The organism is Synechococcus sp. CS-603 (assembly GCF_977929215.1).
On the sequence record NZ_OZ376778.1, the window covers coordinates 1,637,273 to 1,652,461 of the forward strand.

Genomic DNA, 15,189 nt, shown 5'->3' on the forward strand with positions numbered 1-15,189 from the left:
AGCACACCACAGCAGGATCCGGCTGGCTCTGCATCACAGCCGAGATCACATTGGTGTCGAGCAAGATCACGAGCTCCATGCCGCCGGTGCAGCCTCCTGGCCCCGCCATTCGCCGATGGGCTCATCCAGCTCCGCACCGCTGAATAGGGCCGCAATCTGTGAGCCGAGCCCTGCTTCTTCCATGCTGCGGCCATGGCGTTGGGCCCGTCGACGTAGCGCCTCTTTCACCGACTCATTCAGATTACGAACCAGCAACTGCGCCACCCAGCCATCCCAGATCAATTCGATATCACGCTGTTAGTGGTGCGGGCCTGCGGCTGAGAGTTTTTTCTGGGTTGCAGAGCCGAAGCGGTAGGTCCAGCAGAGCTCTGCTCAGGGCAGCACCTGAGCCGCGAGGCTCTGTAACCGCCGATCAGCCGTCAGCAAGGTGGCCGCCTCCCGCCGGGCTAGCGCCAGGTAGAGGCAGTCGTAGACCGGGTGATTCAGATGGCAAGCCAGAGCCAGGGCTTCCACCTGCAAATGGCGGTCCGGCTCAATCTGGTCGACCAGATCGCGTGCATCAGCGAGAAGCAGCTGGGGATCGAGCCCGTTCAGGTTGCCGGCACGATGCAACTTCCAAAGTGTGTTGGCCACTTCGGAGAGCATCAGCTCTGGTGCCAGCACCAGAGCCGCCTGCTGCAAGGACTCAGCCCAAGCAGCAGCGCTGGGATCGCAAGTGATGACCCTCAGCGCCGCCGAAGCATCGAGCACAGCAGCGGATGCCATCAGCGTTCTCGATCGGCGCGGATTAGGGCCTCCGGCAGTTCTGACCACTGCAGGGGTGATCGCTGGCGCCAACGCTGTTCGATCCGCTCTAGGGCCTGCTGACGCCGCTGACGCGGGTCGCCACCGCTGAGCACCTCAAGGTCGGCGAGGGCCTGCTGGCTGAGGCTGCGCTTGTGTTCACGTGCCCGACGCTGCAGCAGACGATGCAAGGGCTCCGGTAGGTCTCGGATCTGCAGAGATGGCATCAAGCCTGGGACAGCGCACTTAGATAATTTACTCAAACTGCAGGCGTTGCGCAGCTCACACCGTCAGTCGATCCATTGGCAGGGAAGGCTCAGGGCATCGGCCAGGGCTGACTGAAAGTCAGGCACAAGGGTCGTTGTGCGGCCAAGCTGGGCCTGGTTTTATCGGGACTGCTCTTGTCCATTGGCCCAGCTTGCTGCCAGTCCCGATCTGATCGCCTTCCTGCAGGCCTTGCCGGAGGGCCGTAAGCGCCGAGGGGTCCGTTACCCCCAGTGGTTGCTTCTGTTGATGGCGATCCTGGGCATCCTCAGCGGCTGCCGCAGCGCCAGGGATCTGGAGCGTTTTGCCAAGCGGCATCACCAGGCGTTCGGCGCGGCGCTGGATCTGGAGTTGCCCAAGGCACCTTGCGACTCCACCTTCCTCTACCTGTTCGAGCGCGTGGAGCTGGAGGAGCTCTTTGGGTTGCTCAGGGACTGGATGCTCGCTCAGATCGCAGATCAGGACAAGGATTTCGACCAGCTGATCTGTGACGGCAAGACCCTGCGAGGCTCAGCTGCTCAGCCTGATGGCGCTGATGGGGCGACTCGGTTTGTCACCCAGGTCACGCTCTACGCCCGGGAGCTGGGCGTGGCGATCGCCCAGACCTCCTTCGATACCGGTGAATCCCACGAGCGCGCGGCTCTGAAAGCCCTGCTGAGCACGCTGGAACTTGAGGGTGTGTTGATTCAGGCGGATGCGCTCCACACCTCGCCAGTGTTTTTCAACTCGCCGCCGAGCAGGGCGCCGACTTGCTCCTGACGGTCAAAAACAACCAGCGCCGGCTTTACCAACAGATCGTCTCCCAGTTCCGCGGCCACCGGCATTTCCCTGTTGAAGTCAGCGATGTCGAGGCCAGCCATGGCCGCCAGGTGCGCTGGCAGCTCAGAGCCCGCAATGCCACAGACACCATCCGTGAGCGCTGGGCGGGTGCCAGCTGGATCATCGAGCTGGTGGTGAGCAGTGGGTTGCGCGACGGCAAGCCGTTTCACCACGTCCACTTGTTCATCACCACCCTGCGCACCAGCCCAAAAGCAATGCTGCGACTGGTGCGGCAGCGCTGGGCAATCGAAAACCAGTGGCACTGGCCCCGCGACACCCAGCTCGGTGAGGACGCTCACCGCTACGCCCAGCGCAACGGTGTTCAGGTGCTGGCTCTGCTGCGGACCTTGGCTCTCAACTTGTTGCGCTGCAACGGTTTCCGATCGATCCGCACTGGCCTGATGGCCGTGGCGCATGACATCAGCCGCATGCTCGGCTGGGTCGGCATCAGCCTGGCGGAGACGGGATGAATGGACTTTCAGTCGGCCCTGGGGCATCGGCTGCCCTGGCCAGGTTTCGATCAGCTGTGGCGATCAGGAGATTGTGCCGCTTCGCCAGGGCCAGATGCAGAGTATCATGGTGCCTTCCTGGTAAGACTGCTGTTCTTCGGGCACAAGCCGGGCCACAACCCGACCGCGCCGGGTTGATCTGGGATGCGCTTCAGCTTGCCCAGATCTCTTCAAGATCCAGCTGCAGGCCTGGAAACTCAGGGCCTGCTTCGAGATGCGTGGCCTGTTCCTTGCGCTGCGGGTCGCCGTTGGCCTGATAGGCGGCCATCTTGCGGCGCAAAGCGCTGACGCCACGGGGGCCATCATCGCTGGGGCTGGCAGGCGGGCGACATCACGATTCAGCGGGTGATGCACGACAACTACGGGCCGGTGATCTGGGATGCCAACGACGGCGGTGAGGAGTTGCGCCGCAGCATCCGCGAGCAGCTGGTTGCACGGGCCAAGGGAGCCGGCCCGGAAACCAGCAGCGCCTTCATCGCCTTCAGCCGTTCCGCCGTGATGCAGGCCCGTGGCGATCAGCTGGCGGTGGAGATCGATCGCAACGGCACCTCATGGGCCCTGGCCGCCGACCTGCTCGGCCTCTATGAGATTCCCTACGAATGGGACCCACGTTAGCGGCGCCTTCTGATCGGCAGCAGCGATGTGGCCTCCACCTACCGCGACGAAGTCTGCAGGACACCAGCGGCCAGCCGATGTTCGAGATGGCCCTGCTGGGCGGCTAGTCGCCCGTGATCCTGCGGGGTCTGGTGATCGAGAACCGGGCCTGGTGCCGGGTGCTGGAATTCGCCGAGGAATTCGGCATCACGGCCTTCTTTTCTCCCTTTGCCTTGGGCGAACGCCGCGGCGGCCGAGGGGGTTCGCCCCGCCCAGATCTCAGCCAGCTCAAGGCTCCTCAACGGCAGGTGTGAGGCCGAGGCCGGCAGCACAGCGGGCCAGGGAGCGATCAAAGCTGATCAGGGCACGGCAGCCCTCGCTGCGGGCCAGATGCAGGGAGTCGGCAAAGTCGAGCCCATGGCGATGCCACTCCAGGGCATTCAGCACCTGATCATCATGCTCGAGATGCACCTGCGGGATGGCCATCAGACCTTCAAAGGCACGGATGACCACCTCGGGCGACAAGCGATAGGCACCACGCAGCACCCATTCCAGCTCAAGCGTCACCGTGATCGGCACAAAGCAGGCGGAGCTGCCATCGATCAGATGCGCTGCCCGCTCGGCCTGCTCTGGATCATCGTTGGTGAGCAACCGCACCAGGACGTTGGTGTCGAGCGCCAGCGGCAGACTCATGGGTGCTCTGGGCGCTTGGCGAACAAGGCTGGATCCATCTGCTTCAGGGAAACGGTGGGTCCGTGGTAGCCCGCAGCGCCGATCAGGGCGCGGGCAGAGCCGGGTCGCCCTGCCCCCTGGGGTGTGAGGCGCAGACCATCCGGTTCCAAGCTGAGAGCCAGGCGATCGCCCGGCTTCAAGCCCAGTAGCTGACGCAGCCGGGCCGGAATCACCAGCTGCCCCTTCGAGGAGAGGGTGAGGATGGCGTCCATGGTTCAACTCCAGCACGTCTTACCAGAGTAAGACAGATCACTGCGCCCTCGCTGATCGCCTGCGGCAGGCTCGCGCCCAGGCTCACCCCAAGGAAGCGCCACTGCTGCCCACGGCGGCTGAGGCAGCCGTTGCAGAAGCGTGATGGTGAAGCGAAGAATCACGCGGGAGTCTGGATCTACAAGTGGGGTGGGAGTGATGGAGCGGTGTTACTCGCGACACAACCCCAGCAACTGTCTCAGCCGCGCCGGAATCACAAACTGACCCTTCGACAAGAGGAAGAGAATCGCATCCACTGGAAGGCCTCGCCGAGCTTCTTAGTGGCGCCGGGGCCTTGTAGTCGCGTTGTCCTCAAGACCGGCGGAAGCCCAGGCAGACACACTGGGGGAGTTGGGTCTTCTGCAGCCATGGCGGAAGCGGATGTGCGCTGGCTGCAACGCCTGGACAATGACTGCCGCGTCCTCTGAGTGAGCTGGAGGAGCAGGGGTTGATTCAGGCCTTTGAATTCCCCATGAACTGAGCTGGCAGCTGTTGAAAGATGTCCTGGTGGACCAGGATGTGAGTGGCATCAGCGGTTCGCGGGATGCGGTGCGGGAGGCCGTGGTGAGGGATCTGCTCAGACCAGGCAAAGCAGCATTGAGCGCATCCACAGAACTGATCGAGATCGCCATCCCTGGTCTTCCGGCGGATCCGACATTGACCTGTGCCTGGAGGCCCCGGCCCTGGGGCTGGGCGAGCTGCTGCTGCTCGGCGCCCAGCTGGATGATCTTCTGCTGCCCTGGCGGATCGATCTGCCAGGGCAGGGGTGCTGCTGTGGGAGCAGCCAAGGCAGCGAATCGCCAAAGGGAAGCTGCACTCCGAAGGCGACGTCACTTAATAACCCAGGACTGATTCAGGCCCTGCTCCAGGGAGTGACGGCGCTGACAGCTCGTCCGCCACACATCTTGGCTGAACTGATCAGCCAACCAGATGCACCATCTCGATCATCAGCTGCTCCACCACGCGTTTCGGCTCCTGGAGGCTCTGCTCAGGGCAGCACCTGAGACGCCTGCTGCAGGGCTCCGGTAGGTCTCGAATCTGCAGAGATGGCATAGAACGGGGGCTAGCGCAGCTCACGCCGTCAGTCGATCCATTGGCAGGGAAGGCTCAGGGCATCGGCTGCCCTGACCAGGTTTCGATCAGCTGTGGCGATCAGGAGATTGTGCCGCTTCGCCAGGGCCAGATGCAGAGCATCGCCGCTGCGTAGCGCGACGGCTCTGAACTCCTGAAGCCAATGACGAGCCTGAAAGAAATCGCCGCCACGGGGCTCGATCAGGCTCAGCCGTTGCTGACGAAACAGCTCTAACTCAAGCAGAACCCAGTGACTGACCCAAAGCGGTTGATCGCCCTGAAGCAGGAGCCACGTCTCAGCAGCGCCATAGCCGCCATCGCCGAGGAACAGCGACAACACCAAACAGCTATCCACATAGGTCGGTGTCATTTCTCATCCCTCCTCCCGCAGCTCATCCACCAGATCCACCGCACTGAGAGCCAAGCGGGGCCGGTCCGCATGGAAATGTCTGATTCGCTCAGGCCAGGAGATGGTGGCTTCCTGGTAAGACCGCTGCGCTTCGGGCACAAGCCGGGCCACCACCTGACCCCGTCGGGTGATCACCACCTCATCACCTGCTTCCACTGCATCCAGCAGCGCTGAAAGCTGAGCCTTGGCCTCCGCCAAGCCCACTGTTCGCATGGTCAACAGGTCAGCTGGTCATCAGCAGCCTAGGGACGGGTTGACCTGGGATGCGCTGCCGGCTGCCCAGATCTCTTCAAGGTCCAGGCGCAGGCCTGGAAACTCAGGCCCTGCTTCGAGAGGCGTGGCCTGTTCCTGGCGCTGGGGGTCGCCGCTGGCGGGCCAGATTTCGACGGCCCGTTCGTCGGGGAGCAACAACCAGCCAAGGCGAGCGCCGTTGGCTTGATAGGCGGCCATCTTGCGGCGCAGAGCACTCACGCCGCGGGAGCCCTCATCACTGGGGCTGGCCAGCTCCACCACCAGATCGGGGCAGAGGGGCGGGAAGCCGTGGCGCTGTTCGGCAGTGAGAGCCTGCCAGCGCTCCAGGCGCACAAGCGCCGCATCAGGACTGAGGATGGCTCCATCAGGCAAACGGAATCCTCCCGAGCTGTCGAGAACAGTCCAGCCGCCTTGCTGATCCGCCCACACCAGGAGACGCATCAACAGACGGGAATTACGGACGCTGGTGTCACCACCTGTCGGGGTCATCGTGATCAGCTCGCCATCGGCGCTGAGTTCGAGCACCGACTCAGGGTTGGCGGAGCAGATCCGCTCAAATTGTTCAGGTGTGAACCGCAAATCATCAGGCCATCGCAGCGGCGCCAGGACGTCCATCGCAGCTGAAGATGATGAAGTGGCTGGGCTGGTAACCAGTGTCATGGCCGTACTCGGGCTCATGGCTCCAAAGTAGCGGCGATCTGAATGCAGCATCCAGGGGCTTTGGCGAAGCCCATGAGCTGAAAGACCAGCCCGCTGTTGCAGGTACCCGTTTCAACGCCTGTTGGGGTCCTGTAGATCAATCAGCCGTGGGCGCTGAGCTCGGGCACTGCCTCAGGGTTAGCCGCGCACACCAGATCAAACGGGGCAACGCCTCAAATCACGCTGACGGTGGCTATGGAATCCATGCAGCACTGCTGCTCCTTGATTGGACTTGTGCGTATTAAGTACAACTAAAATACTTTATCTTGACGTGATGCTTTGGCCTGTATTCAATTCCAGCCATCGCTCCCTTTCGGCTCGCCACGCTGATGCCAGCCACCATCTATCTGCACTGGGCCGCCACCCCTTACACCTGGGTGCGCTCCGGCCTGTATCACACCATCATCAGCGGCGATGGCCGTCTGCGGCGCCTGCACGCCTACAGCATCGATCTACCGGCCCACACCTGGCGACGCAACAGCAATGCGGTGGCCCTGTCCTGCGCCTGCATGGGTGGCCGCCCCGATCCCTGGAGCATTCCTCCCACCGAGGCCCAGCTCAACGCCATGTGCCGCGAGACCGCTGCGATCGCCCGCAGCTGGGGCTGGGGTCAGGCCGATATCACCATCGAGAAGGTGATGACCCACGCCGAGGCGGCCGCCAACCGCGACGGTCGCTCGATGCACGACAACTACGGCCCGGTGATCTGGGGTGGTAGTGGCGAGCGCTGGGATTTCCTGCAACTCAGCAAAAACGGCCCGCCCAGCGGTGGCGATGCATTGAGGCAACGCATTCGGGGCTTTCTGGCTCAAGCCAAGCCTGAATTTGAGCCGCTCGCCTTCCGTCGCCCCACCAGCATCCGTGCCCGCAGCCAGGAGCTGGCTGTGGAGATCGACGCCAATGGCAGCTCCTGGGCCCTGGCCGCCGAGCTGCTTGCTCTCTACGAGATTCCCTATGACTGGGACGCCAATCGGCGCCGCATCCTGATCGGCAGCCTCGATGTGGCGCCCACCTTCCAGGAGAACCAGGTGCAGCCCAGCGTCGGCTGGCCTTTGTTTGAGATGACCCTCCAGCACGGCAACGCGCCGGTGATCCTGCGCGGCATCCTGCGCGAAAACCGCGCCTGGTGCCGCGTGCTCGAATTTGCCGAAGAATTCGGCATCAGCACAAGCTTCGAACCCTTCACCCTGATCGAACGTCGTGGCGGCTGAATCAAGACACACGAATCGCCGAAAGTCGGGCGGTCGCGAGCGGAGCTCCAGCGACTCGATCCCTTTGCCGTTCTACAGCTGGCTCAGGCTACTGCTGGCTGCTGGAATCGCATGGAAGCCGTCAGCAATGGCAAGCCTCTCAGCACCGCCAGCTGCTCGGGCAAAGGGCTCGTGCCGGGATGGGTTTGCTGCACATACTCCAGGGCCGCCTGCCAGCCCATGCGGCGGCTGTGCATCAACCAGGCCATCGCCACCAGGGGCGAGCGTTCCACGCCGGCCACGCAATGGAGATAAACCGGGCCATAGCCGCGCAACCGGCTCAGTTCAGCCAGCACCACAGAGATCTGCCGGGCCGTGGGGACGCAATCGTAGTGGTGATCTGGCAGCGGTAGGCGAACCCACTCGAAACGCTCGGAGATTCCGTCGCTCAGCTTGATCTCCTCAGCTGCGCAGAGGCTGATCAGCGCCTTGACGCCCTCCTGCTCGAGCTGATCGAGATCTTCGCTGCTGCAGGGTGCCGTTCCCACGGCCAATTCATCGCTCAACAGCCAGGTGATGCGCATTCAGTTTTAATTGTTGCTGTCGAGCAGGCGGAACAAGGTCAACACATTGACCAATCCGCTCAGGGGCTGGCTGACGGCCCCGATCGCATCCGCGCTGATCGCATAGCGGCTGCGATTGACGATCACCGTGTCGCCATCCACCAGCGGAGGGTTGCTGGCCGTGGAAACTCCCTGGTTGTAATCAAGGCGATATTGGCGGCGCATGGCCGAGCCGTTGCGGTTGATCCGCACCAGTTCAAGCTGTGACGTCTTGGCGCGCCAGGTTTCCACGCCCCCGGCCGCCAGGATCGCCTGCATCAAGGGCGTGCTGGCAGGAACCTGCAGCCGTCCGGGTGATTTCACTTCGCCAATCACGTTGACGGTGATCTGCGTCGGAGCCAGGGTGGTGACTGCCAACTTGGCCGAATTGCTGGCATCTTCCTGGGCAACGCGCTCCAGCTTGATCGTGTCTCCATCGAAGAGCAATGGATTCTGGAGCTGGTCACCGTCGCGCACCAGCGCCAGCAGGTCCACACGGGTGCGCTTGAAGCGGGAGTCGGCACCGGGCAGACGCCGCTGCACCACCACCCGCTGCAGGTTGGCCATCGATGTGATCCCACCCGCCTTCTGGATCGCATCCACCAGCGTGGGGGGCCCACTGATCGACACCGACGCCTGGGTCGTGGAGGCTTCTGAGGTGGTGAGGGTGTAGAGACCAGGGCGCTCCACCTCGCCGACCACAGCGATGCGCAGGGGGCGTGGACGCACCACGCTCAGCAACAGATCCGGGCGCTGCAGCTGATTTTTGTAGAGAGTTTCCAGCCAGAGACTGGCCTGGGACAGGGTCAGGCCCGAGAGCATCACGCTGCCCAGCAGCGGCAGGGAGGCGGTGCCGTCATTGAGGATCTCCAGCGGTCCGCTGAGGTCCTCTACGGCCAGAAACCTCAGGCTCAACCCATCGCCAGAGCCCAGGATGTAGGCGTCGTCCTGAAGGGTTGTTTCAAATCCAGTGGAGCTTGGACCTGCCTGGGCGATCGCTTCACGCCGCAACTCGGCCGCCGCAATGGGAAGCGTGGGGCTGGAGAGGCCTAAGGCCAGCAGGAGTGGCAGCGGCGCGACCCAACGCTTTCCCACTGGTTTCAAGCGCAAGAGCGTCATTGAGGCAATTGACAGTGAGGCGGTTGGTGCCATGGGGCGAATGTTGCCATGAACCGTGTAAAAAAGTGGGTGTATGGGGCCAGTCATCAGCTGGCCATCGCCGATACATTGGCGCAACTTAATCGCCACGGCCCTCAACGTGTCATTTCGGCTGTTTGCGTCCAGCTTCACGCCTTGGCTCAGCCTGCTGACGTCGCTTGGCGTGGTGGCGGGCTCGGCGGTCGAAGCCCAGATCTTGCTCTCGGAGCTGCCCGAACCACCGCCCCCCGTGCTGGCCGTTCCTCTGCCGCCTCCACCAGTGGCGGCTGTCCCGTTGCCACCACCGCCCGTACCCATGTTGCGGGCCCAAGCTGCTGAATCACGTTCTGAATCAGGCCCTGAATCTGAGCCTGAGCCGCAGTCCACAAGCCTCGTCTGGGAATTGGTTCCGCCCAGCCCCCAAAGCCCCCAACCCCTTCAGCCCACGCCGCCCCCGCCAATCGCTGCCACGCCGGAGCGGTCCCTGGCCTGGGAGCTGGTTCCCTCGCAAGACAACCGCCTGGCCGTGATGTCTCCGGCGCAACCCGCCAGCCAGGACGTTCAAATGATGGGCCAGATGCTGGCCAGGGACAACAGCCTGCGCTGGTTTCTGGTTCCTGAGGATGAGGTGTTTCGGCCTTCTGCTGCACTGGCCAGAGGCGAGGTCAGGCCGGACCCGCCTTACCTTCCCGAGCAGCCAGCTCCGCTCTGGCCCAAGGTGCGGGGCCTGGCTCGGGGCATCACCGTCAACGGCGACCCCTACCCCGACACGGGCTTGAACGTGCCCAACGGTTTTGCCCAGGACAGGGAATTCACCATATCCACCACACTCACAGCCACGAGCCGGACCCGCGCCTGCCGCGTTCCAGCAGGAGGAGATTGGATCGACTGCGCCGAGAGCGAGGCCTACCTCGACTTCACGCCCTTCAAAGGTGAGTACGCCAGCCTGGGCTTCCAATACACGATTCAGAGCCTCACCAGCCGCAATCGGGGAACAGGCCAGTTCGCCGGCCAGAGCATCGGCTTCCGCACCGCCTTCAACCTCACCCCTACCACCGGGATTGCCTTCGGCGGTGAACACATCATCCAGCTTGATGACACCACGGATCTGGGCCGCAACTTTTACCTGGTGCTTTCCCAGGCCGTGCCGATCAGCCGTGGCCAGAACCCGATCCTGTTGGTGGCCACCGCAGGCATCGGCTCCGATTTTTACGGCTTTGGCGGCAATGGCACCTTGGGATCCACCAACTGCCTGAGTGGCAACAACGTCACCAGCCTCAACTTTCCAGAAGGCACCGACTGTTTCTGGGGCCCGATCGGCGCTCTCAGCCTTCACCTGGGTAGCCAGGTCTCGATCGGCTACGAGTGGTTCGGCTTCGGCATTGGAGCAGGCGTGTCCGTGCGTCCGATCAAAGACCTTCCGCTCACGTTTTCCCTCTACGCCACCGACTTTCTCGGCAACACACCCGGCTACATCGAGGGGCTCTGCACGACCAATCCCTGCGAACCGCGCTACTACGGCAGGGTGACGATGTCGTTTTGATCTTGCCCTTTTCGGATAAGTTCAGACTGACGCTCGAGGCTCCGAATACCCATGCAGATGGTCTGGTAGACAGTTTTCGATCTGGTTTGCGAGCTGTTTCTGTTCGCCTTTGCCTGTGGAAGTAAGTTGACAACCATTCCAGAATTCTGAAAATTTTTCATGCGTTTCACCGTTCCTCTGGCGTTGGCCACGGCCACGGCAATTTCTGTCAACTCCTTGCCCGTCAGGGCCTTTCCAGGGGGCAGCGTCAATTTGGTGCGAGTCAATGGTGATGGTGTCACCGCGCTTCCAGGCCTTCAACCGCCTACCTCCCAGAAGCCCTCTTCAGTTCCAGGAGCTTTTGAGCTGATCAGCCAGGCGTCTGGTGACGTCCAGTCGACCAGTGATGTCACGGTTATGCCGGTCGGCAGCAATGAGCTGGAGATCACCTACGAAGGCGCCTTGCCCCGGTTCTCGAACAGCGAGTACATCTCGGTTCGCAACAAGGTCACCGGCGAAGAAGTGGAGCGTATCTTGCTCAATTCTGACCGTGTCTCCTTCTCCAGCGACCGCCGCAGCATCACGATCAATCCCGAAACCACCCTCACCCCGGATGAGGTGCTGTGCGCCCTGCTGCCCGATTGGCCCGGCACTCTGCCGGCACGCAGCGCACCCTGTTTCTTCACCGCAGCCGCTGCCATTCCTGCTCCTCCCGCAGCCGTTGTGCCTCCAGTTACCAATCCTTTCCCCTGGTGGATTATTCCCGTGGGTCTAGGCGTTGGCCTGGGAATCTGCGCCGCAGCTGGCTGTTTTGACGGTGGTGGTGGTGGTGGCAGCAACAACGTGTCGCGTTAAGGCAATTCTTTCGGCTTACGATTCATCCAACTCAACGTAGTTTCCTCATGCTCAAGCTCTTTACCACTGGTGTCGCACTCGCCGTCGGTTCTCTGGCAGCCCCAGCCTTCGCTGCCGATCTGGCTGACAGGCCCAGTTGCCTGAGGCCCCGCACGCTCGCTTCGGTCACCTCCACCATCACCCAGGCCAGCGTGGTCAAAGATCCTTTGCTTGCCCAGGGATTCAGGATTTCAGATCCAGCCTGCACCTATCAGGTGGCACGCCCGGCCCCAGTCGAATCTGTGCCCATTCGCGGCCTCTGGTGATCGGCTCCAGGCAAGCCGCCGCCGCTGAACCCTTACGGTTCCTTCAACCTGAGCCGGCCAGCCTTGACCCTGCAGTTCACCAACACCCTCACCAGGCGCACCGAGGCGTTTCAGCCACGGGTGCCCGGTGAGGTTTCGATTTATTGTTGTGGTGTCACGGTCTACGACCTCTGCCACCTGGGCCACGCCCGCAGTTACATCGTCTGGGATGTGTTGCGCCGTTACCTGATCTGGAGTGGTTACCGGGTCACCTTTGTTCAGAACATCACCGATATTGACGACAAAATCCTGAAGCGGGCCGCTGAAGAGGGTTCATCGATGCAAGCGGTGAGTGAGCGCAACATCACGGCCTTCCGTGATGACATGGCTGCCCTGAACATCCTCCCGCCTGACAAGGTTCCCTGCGCCACCCAATGCCTTGAGGGCATCCGCGCCATGATCGGCGAACTCGAAGCCTCTGGTGCCGCCTATTCCGCCGCTGGCGATGTCTACTTTGCTGTGCTCGGCCAGCCCGATTACGGTAAGTTGAGTGGCCGCAGCCTCAGCGAGCAGCAACAGGGTGCCAGCGGCCGCCTCAACACAGAAGAGGAATCGCGGAAACGGCATCCTTTCGATTTCGCCCTCTGGAAAGGGGTTAAACCTGGAGAGCCCAGTTATCCCTCCCCTTGGGGCCCCGGTCGGCCGGGCTGGCATATCGAATGCTCGGCGATGGTGCGTCAGGAACTGGGCCTCACCATCGACATTCACCTGGGTGGATCAGACCTGATCTTTCCCCACCATGAGAATGAAATAGCCCAGTCAGAAGCGGCCAATGGTGAGCCGCTGGCCCATTACTGGCTGCACAACGGCATGGTGAATGTTGACGGCGAAAAGATGTCTAAATCGCTCGGCAACTTCACCACGATCCGATCACTGCTCGCCAGTGGGGTATCAGCCATGACCCTGCGCTTCTTCGTGCTCCAGGCCCATTACCGCAAACCCCTTGATTTCACCACTGAAGCGCTCGCCGCCGCCGCCGCCGGCTGGCAGGGCCTCAACCAAGCCCTTGGGCTGGGCCTGAAGCCCAGCCTGCAATCGCTGCTGGCCTGGGATGGTGAAGTTGTTTCTGAGGAAGCAGAGGATGCCAAGGAAGCAGAGGATGCGCTGCTGATCTGTCGCGCTGCCTTCGTTGCGGCCATGGACGACGACCTCAACACCTCAGCGGCCCTGGCGGTGCTGTTCGATCTGGTCCGCCCCCTGCGAGCCCTCGCGCGCAGGCTGGAGCGGGGGGACCAACTCAGCGCCGAAGACCAAGATCTGCAAGGGCGCTGGCAATTGCTGCAGGAACTCAGCGGCGTGCTTGGCCTGGAGCAGGAGGCCAGCCCTGAGCCTGATCCGGACGCTGAAGCCGGCCCGGATCAGGCCGAGATTCAGACCCTGATCAGCGAACGCCTCGCCGCTCGTCAAGCGAAGCGCTATGGCGATGCCGATGCCATTCGCGATCGTCTGCGGGCCAAGGGCATCGAACTGATCGATCGTCCCGATGGAACCACCGAGTGGATTCAGCGCGGGGCCTGATCGCGCATCAAGGCCTCAATCCGGCGGATGCGGATCCTGGTGGTCTCCCACACCTCAAGCCTGAAGGCTTCCTCGCCAGCGGCGGCTGGTGACACTGGGCTCTCTGCTGAACCCTCTGTTGGGCCCTCCTCCAGTGCGCGGCGCAAGGCTTCCACCTTGGCCTCGATGTCCTCACCCCCCTCGAAGGCATCCCAGAGCTCGCGCTCCAGCCGTGCCCGCTCGATGAAATTCCAACGCTTGAGCCAGAGCATCGCGGCCGCCAGGGATGACACCATCGCTGCGCTCAGTGTGCACGACGCCCCTGCCCTGCCACGCGGGCCGCTTGGATCGATGGGAGACTGGCAGCCAGCAGATGCGGGCCAGCCTGATGAAAGCGATCAGTGTGCTGGGCTCCACCGGCTCGATCGGCACCCAGACCCTGCAGTTGGCCGAGGAGTTCCCGGATCGCTTCGGCGTGGTCGCCCTGACGGCGGGTCGCAACCTGGCCCTGCTCAGCGAGCAGATCGGCCGCCACTCCCCCGAGGTGGTGGCCCTGGCCGATCCCCAGCTGCTGCCCGAGCTCAAAGCCAGGCTCGACGCCCTTGAGCCCTCCGCTCGGCCCGCCCGCCGTCCCGAGTTGCTCGCCGGCAGCGATGGCCTCTGCGCCGCGGCCGCCTGGAGCAGCGCCGAGCTGGTGGTGACCGGGATTGTGGGTTGCGCTGGCCTGCTGCCCACCCTGGCGGCGATCCGCGCCGGCAAAGATTTGGCTTTGGCGAACAAGGAAACCCTGATCGCCGCAGGACCGGTGGTGCTGCCCGAGTTGAAACGCAGCGGCAGCCGCCTGTTGCCCGCCGATTCCGAGCATTCCGCCATCTTCCAGTGCCTGCAGGGCACCCCCTGGGCCGATACCGCCCGCCTCTCCACGGGCATTCCCACCCCGGGCCTGCGCGGCATCCAGCTCACCGCCTCCGGAGGCGCCTTTCGTGATTGGCCCGCCGCCGATCTGGCCAAGGCGACGGTCGCCGATGCCACCAGCCATCCCAACTGGAGCATGGGCCGCAAGATCACCGTCGATTCGGCCACGTTGATGAACAAGGGCCTGGAGGTGATCGAGGCCCACTATCTGTTTGGCCTCGATTACGACGCCATCGAGATCGTCATCCATCCCCAGAGCATCATCCACTCGATGGTGGAGCTCGCCGATTCCTCGGTGCTCGCCCAGCTCGGCTGGCCCGATATGAAATTGCCGTTGCTCTATTGCCTCAGCTGGCCGGAGCGCTTGCCCACCCCCTGGCGCCGCCTCGATCTCACCGCCGTGGGCCAGCTCAGCTTCAAGGCCCCAGACCAGAGCAAGTACCCCTGCATGGCCCTGGCCTACGCCGCAGGCCGCAGCGGCGGCACCATGCCGGCGGTGATGAATGCGGCCAACGAGCAGGCTGTCGCCCTGTTCCTCGACGAGCGCGTTCACTTCCTCGACATCCCGCGCCTGATCGAGCGGGTCTGCGATCGCCACCGGGCCGAAGTGAAGGCCGATCCCAGCCTCAGCGACGTGCTGGCCGTCGATGCCTGGGCGCGCCAAGCCGTGCTTGAGGCCTCAGCCAGCCTGGCGCCGAAACTGCTGCTGGCCTGATCGACCAGCTCAACACCACTGCCTTGAAATG

Annotated in this window: 22 protein-coding genes; 10 read left to right on the forward strand and 12 right to left on the reverse strand. The window is 63.1% G+C overall.

Annotated elements, in window-relative coordinates; translation table 11 throughout:
* Positions 1-66: 66 nt before the first annotated feature.
* The 3 genes from ACXMDM_RS08555 to ACXMDM_RS08565 all read right to left on the reverse strand — a co-directional run bounded on the left by ACXMDM_RS08555 (position 67) and on the right by ACXMDM_RS08565 (position 1,010).
* Entirely contained in the window at positions 67-255 is a 189-nt protein-coding gene (locus ACXMDM_RS08555) for a FitA-like ribbon-helix-helix domain-containing protein (protein ID WP_499569421.1), read from the reverse strand.
* A 117-nt stretch (positions 256-372) separates the two neighbouring features.
* The gene (locus ACXMDM_RS08560; RefSeq protein ID WP_259722899.1) at positions 373-765 is read right to left on the reverse strand and encodes a type II toxin-antitoxin system VapC family toxin; all 393 of its coding nucleotides are present in this window, start codon (positions 763-765) and stop codon (positions 373-375) included.
* The gene (locus ACXMDM_RS08565; RefSeq protein ID WP_071801390.1) at positions 765-1,010 is read right to left on the reverse strand and encodes a FitA-like ribbon-helix-helix domain-containing protein; all 246 of its coding nucleotides are present in this window, start codon (positions 1,008-1,010) and stop codon (positions 765-767) included. Before ACXMDM_RS08565 ends, ACXMDM_RS08560 begins: the two co-directional genes overlap by 1 nt.
* Positions 1,011-1,191: 181 nt before the next feature.
* Here ACXMDM_RS08565 and ACXMDM_RS08570 point away from each other — a divergent pair, with 181 nt between their 5' ends.
* The 4 genes from ACXMDM_RS08570 to ACXMDM_RS08585 all read left to right on the forward strand — a co-directional run bounded on the left by ACXMDM_RS08570 (position 1,192) and on the right by ACXMDM_RS08585 (position 3,283).
* Positions 1,192-1,806: an ISAs1 family transposase gene (locus tag ACXMDM_RS08570; protein WP_071801391.1), complete on the forward strand. Its 615-nt coding sequence runs from the start codon at positions 1,192-1,194 to the stop codon at positions 1,804-1,806.
* Positions 1,797-2,336: an ISAs1 family transposase gene (locus ACXMDM_RS08575; protein WP_259722898.1), complete on the forward strand. Its 540-nt coding sequence runs from the start codon at positions 1,797-1,799 to the stop codon at positions 2,334-2,336. The genes ACXMDM_RS08570 and ACXMDM_RS08575 overlap by 10 nt, the downstream gene beginning before the upstream one ends.
* Before the next feature lie 387 nt (positions 2,337-2,723).
* Positions 2,724-2,990 (forward strand): hypothetical protein, encoded by a 267-nt coding sequence (locus ACXMDM_RS08580; RefSeq protein ID WP_071801393.1) that lies wholly within the window; start codon positions 2,724-2,726, stop codon positions 2,988-2,990.
* Positions 2,991-3,103: 113 nt separating this feature from the next.
* On the forward strand, positions 3,104-3,283 hold the full coding sequence (locus ACXMDM_RS08585; RefSeq protein ID WP_071801394.1) for a hypothetical protein: 180 nt from the start codon (positions 3,104-3,106) through the stop codon (positions 3,281-3,283).
* Here ACXMDM_RS08585 and ACXMDM_RS08590 read toward each other — a convergent pair.
* The 5 genes from ACXMDM_RS08590 to ACXMDM_RS08610 all read right to left on the reverse strand — a co-directional run bounded on the left by ACXMDM_RS08590 (position 3,258) and on the right by ACXMDM_RS08610 (position 6,342).
* Positions 3,258-3,662 (reverse strand): type II toxin-antitoxin system VapC family toxin, encoded by a 405-nt coding sequence (locus ACXMDM_RS08590; protein ID WP_071801395.1) that lies wholly within the window; start codon positions 3,660-3,662, stop codon positions 3,258-3,260. The genes ACXMDM_RS08585 and ACXMDM_RS08590 overlap by 26 nt on opposite strands.
* Positions 3,659-3,913, reverse strand: a complete 255-nt coding sequence (locus tag ACXMDM_RS08595; RefSeq protein ID WP_071801396.1) for an AbrB/MazE/SpoVT family DNA-binding domain-containing protein — start codon at positions 3,911-3,913, stop codon at positions 3,659-3,661. The genes ACXMDM_RS08590 and ACXMDM_RS08595 overlap by 4 nt, the downstream gene beginning before the upstream one ends.
* Before the next feature lie 1,118 nt (positions 3,914-5,031).
* Complete coding sequence (locus tag ACXMDM_RS08600; RefSeq protein WP_071801397.1) at positions 5,032-5,391, reverse strand: type II toxin-antitoxin system VapC family toxin; 360 nt, start codon at positions 5,389-5,391, stop codon at positions 5,032-5,034.
* Positions 5,392-5,394: 3 nt separating this feature from the next.
* Positions 5,395-5,643 carry a type II toxin-antitoxin system Phd/YefM family antitoxin gene (locus tag ACXMDM_RS08605; protein WP_083544542.1) on the reverse strand — a complete coding sequence of 83 codons (249 nt, stop codon included), beginning with the start codon at positions 5,641-5,643 and terminating at the stop codon, positions 5,395-5,397.
* Positions 5,644-5,664: 21 nt separating this feature from the next.
* Positions 5,665-6,342, reverse strand: a complete 678-nt coding sequence (locus ACXMDM_RS08610; RefSeq protein ID WP_071801399.1) for a Uma2 family endonuclease — start codon at positions 6,340-6,342, stop codon at positions 5,665-5,667.
* A gap of 368 nt (positions 6,343-6,710) precedes the next feature.
* Here ACXMDM_RS08610 and ACXMDM_RS08615 point away from each other — a divergent pair, with 368 nt between their 5' ends.
* Entirely contained in the window at positions 6,711-7,592 is an 882-nt protein-coding gene (locus ACXMDM_RS08615) for an N-acetylmuramoyl-L-alanine amidase (RefSeq protein ID WP_071801400.1), read from the forward strand.
* Positions 7,593-7,675: 83 nt separating this feature from the next.
* On the opposite strand, the gene ACXMDM_RS08620 is transcribed toward ACXMDM_RS08615, so the two are convergent.
* Positions 7,676-8,155 (reverse strand): protein-tyrosine phosphatase family protein, encoded by a 480-nt coding sequence (locus ACXMDM_RS08620; RefSeq protein WP_071801401.1) that lies wholly within the window; start codon positions 8,153-8,155, stop codon positions 7,676-7,678.
* A gap of 6 nt (positions 8,156-8,161) precedes the next feature.
* On the reverse strand, positions 8,162-9,292 hold the full coding sequence (locus tag ACXMDM_RS08625) for an SLBB domain-containing protein (RefSeq protein ID WP_071801402.1): 1,131 nt from the start codon (positions 9,290-9,292) through the stop codon (positions 8,162-8,164).
* Positions 9,293-9,431: 139 nt separating this feature from the next.
* On the opposite strand from ACXMDM_RS08625, the gene ACXMDM_RS08630 reads away from it, so the two are divergent.
* Positions 9,432-10,853, forward strand: a complete 1,422-nt coding sequence (locus ACXMDM_RS08630; RefSeq protein ID WP_259722897.1) for a hypothetical protein — start codon at positions 9,432-9,434, stop codon at positions 10,851-10,853.
* On the opposite strand, the gene ACXMDM_RS08635 is transcribed toward ACXMDM_RS08630, so the two are convergent.
* A complete protein-coding gene (locus tag ACXMDM_RS08635; RefSeq protein WP_499569427.1) occupies positions 10,826-11,104 on the reverse strand; it encodes a hypothetical protein in 279 nt (92 codons plus the stop codon). The genes ACXMDM_RS08630 and ACXMDM_RS08635 overlap by 28 nt on opposite strands.
* Before the next feature lie 145 nt (positions 11,105-11,249).
* Here ACXMDM_RS08635 and ACXMDM_RS08640 point away from each other — a divergent pair, with 145 nt between their 5' ends.
* From ACXMDM_RS08640 to cysS, 3 genes are all read left to right on the forward strand, one after another.
* Positions 11,250-11,687, forward strand: coding sequence for a hypothetical protein (locus tag ACXMDM_RS08640; protein ID WP_259722895.1), 438 nt, complete (start codon positions 11,250-11,252; stop codon positions 11,685-11,687).
* A gap of 47 nt (positions 11,688-11,734) precedes the next feature.
* Positions 11,735-11,992 carry a hypothetical protein gene (locus ACXMDM_RS08645; RefSeq protein WP_499569429.1) on the forward strand — a complete coding sequence of 86 codons (258 nt, stop codon included), beginning with the start codon at positions 11,735-11,737 and terminating at the stop codon, positions 11,990-11,992.
* Between the two features lie 63 nt (positions 11,993-12,055).
* On the forward strand, positions 12,056-13,549 hold the full coding sequence (cysS, locus tag ACXMDM_RS08650) for a cysteine--tRNA ligase (protein ID WP_259722894.1): 1,494 nt from the start codon (positions 12,056-12,058) through the stop codon (positions 13,547-13,549).
* Here cysS and ACXMDM_RS08655 read toward each other — a convergent pair.
* A complete protein-coding gene (locus ACXMDM_RS08655) occupies positions 13,534-13,800 on the reverse strand; it encodes a hypothetical protein (protein ID WP_259722913.1) in 267 nt (88 codons plus the stop codon). The genes cysS and ACXMDM_RS08655 overlap by 16 nt on opposite strands.
* Before the next feature lie 116 nt (positions 13,801-13,916).
* Between ACXMDM_RS08655 and ACXMDM_RS08660 the strand changes: the two genes are divergently transcribed.
* A complete protein-coding gene (locus tag ACXMDM_RS08660) occupies positions 13,917-15,158 on the forward strand; it encodes a 1-deoxy-D-xylulose-5-phosphate reductoisomerase (protein WP_259722912.1) in 1,242 nt (413 codons plus the stop codon).
* Positions 15,159-15,189: the final 31 nt, after the last annotated feature.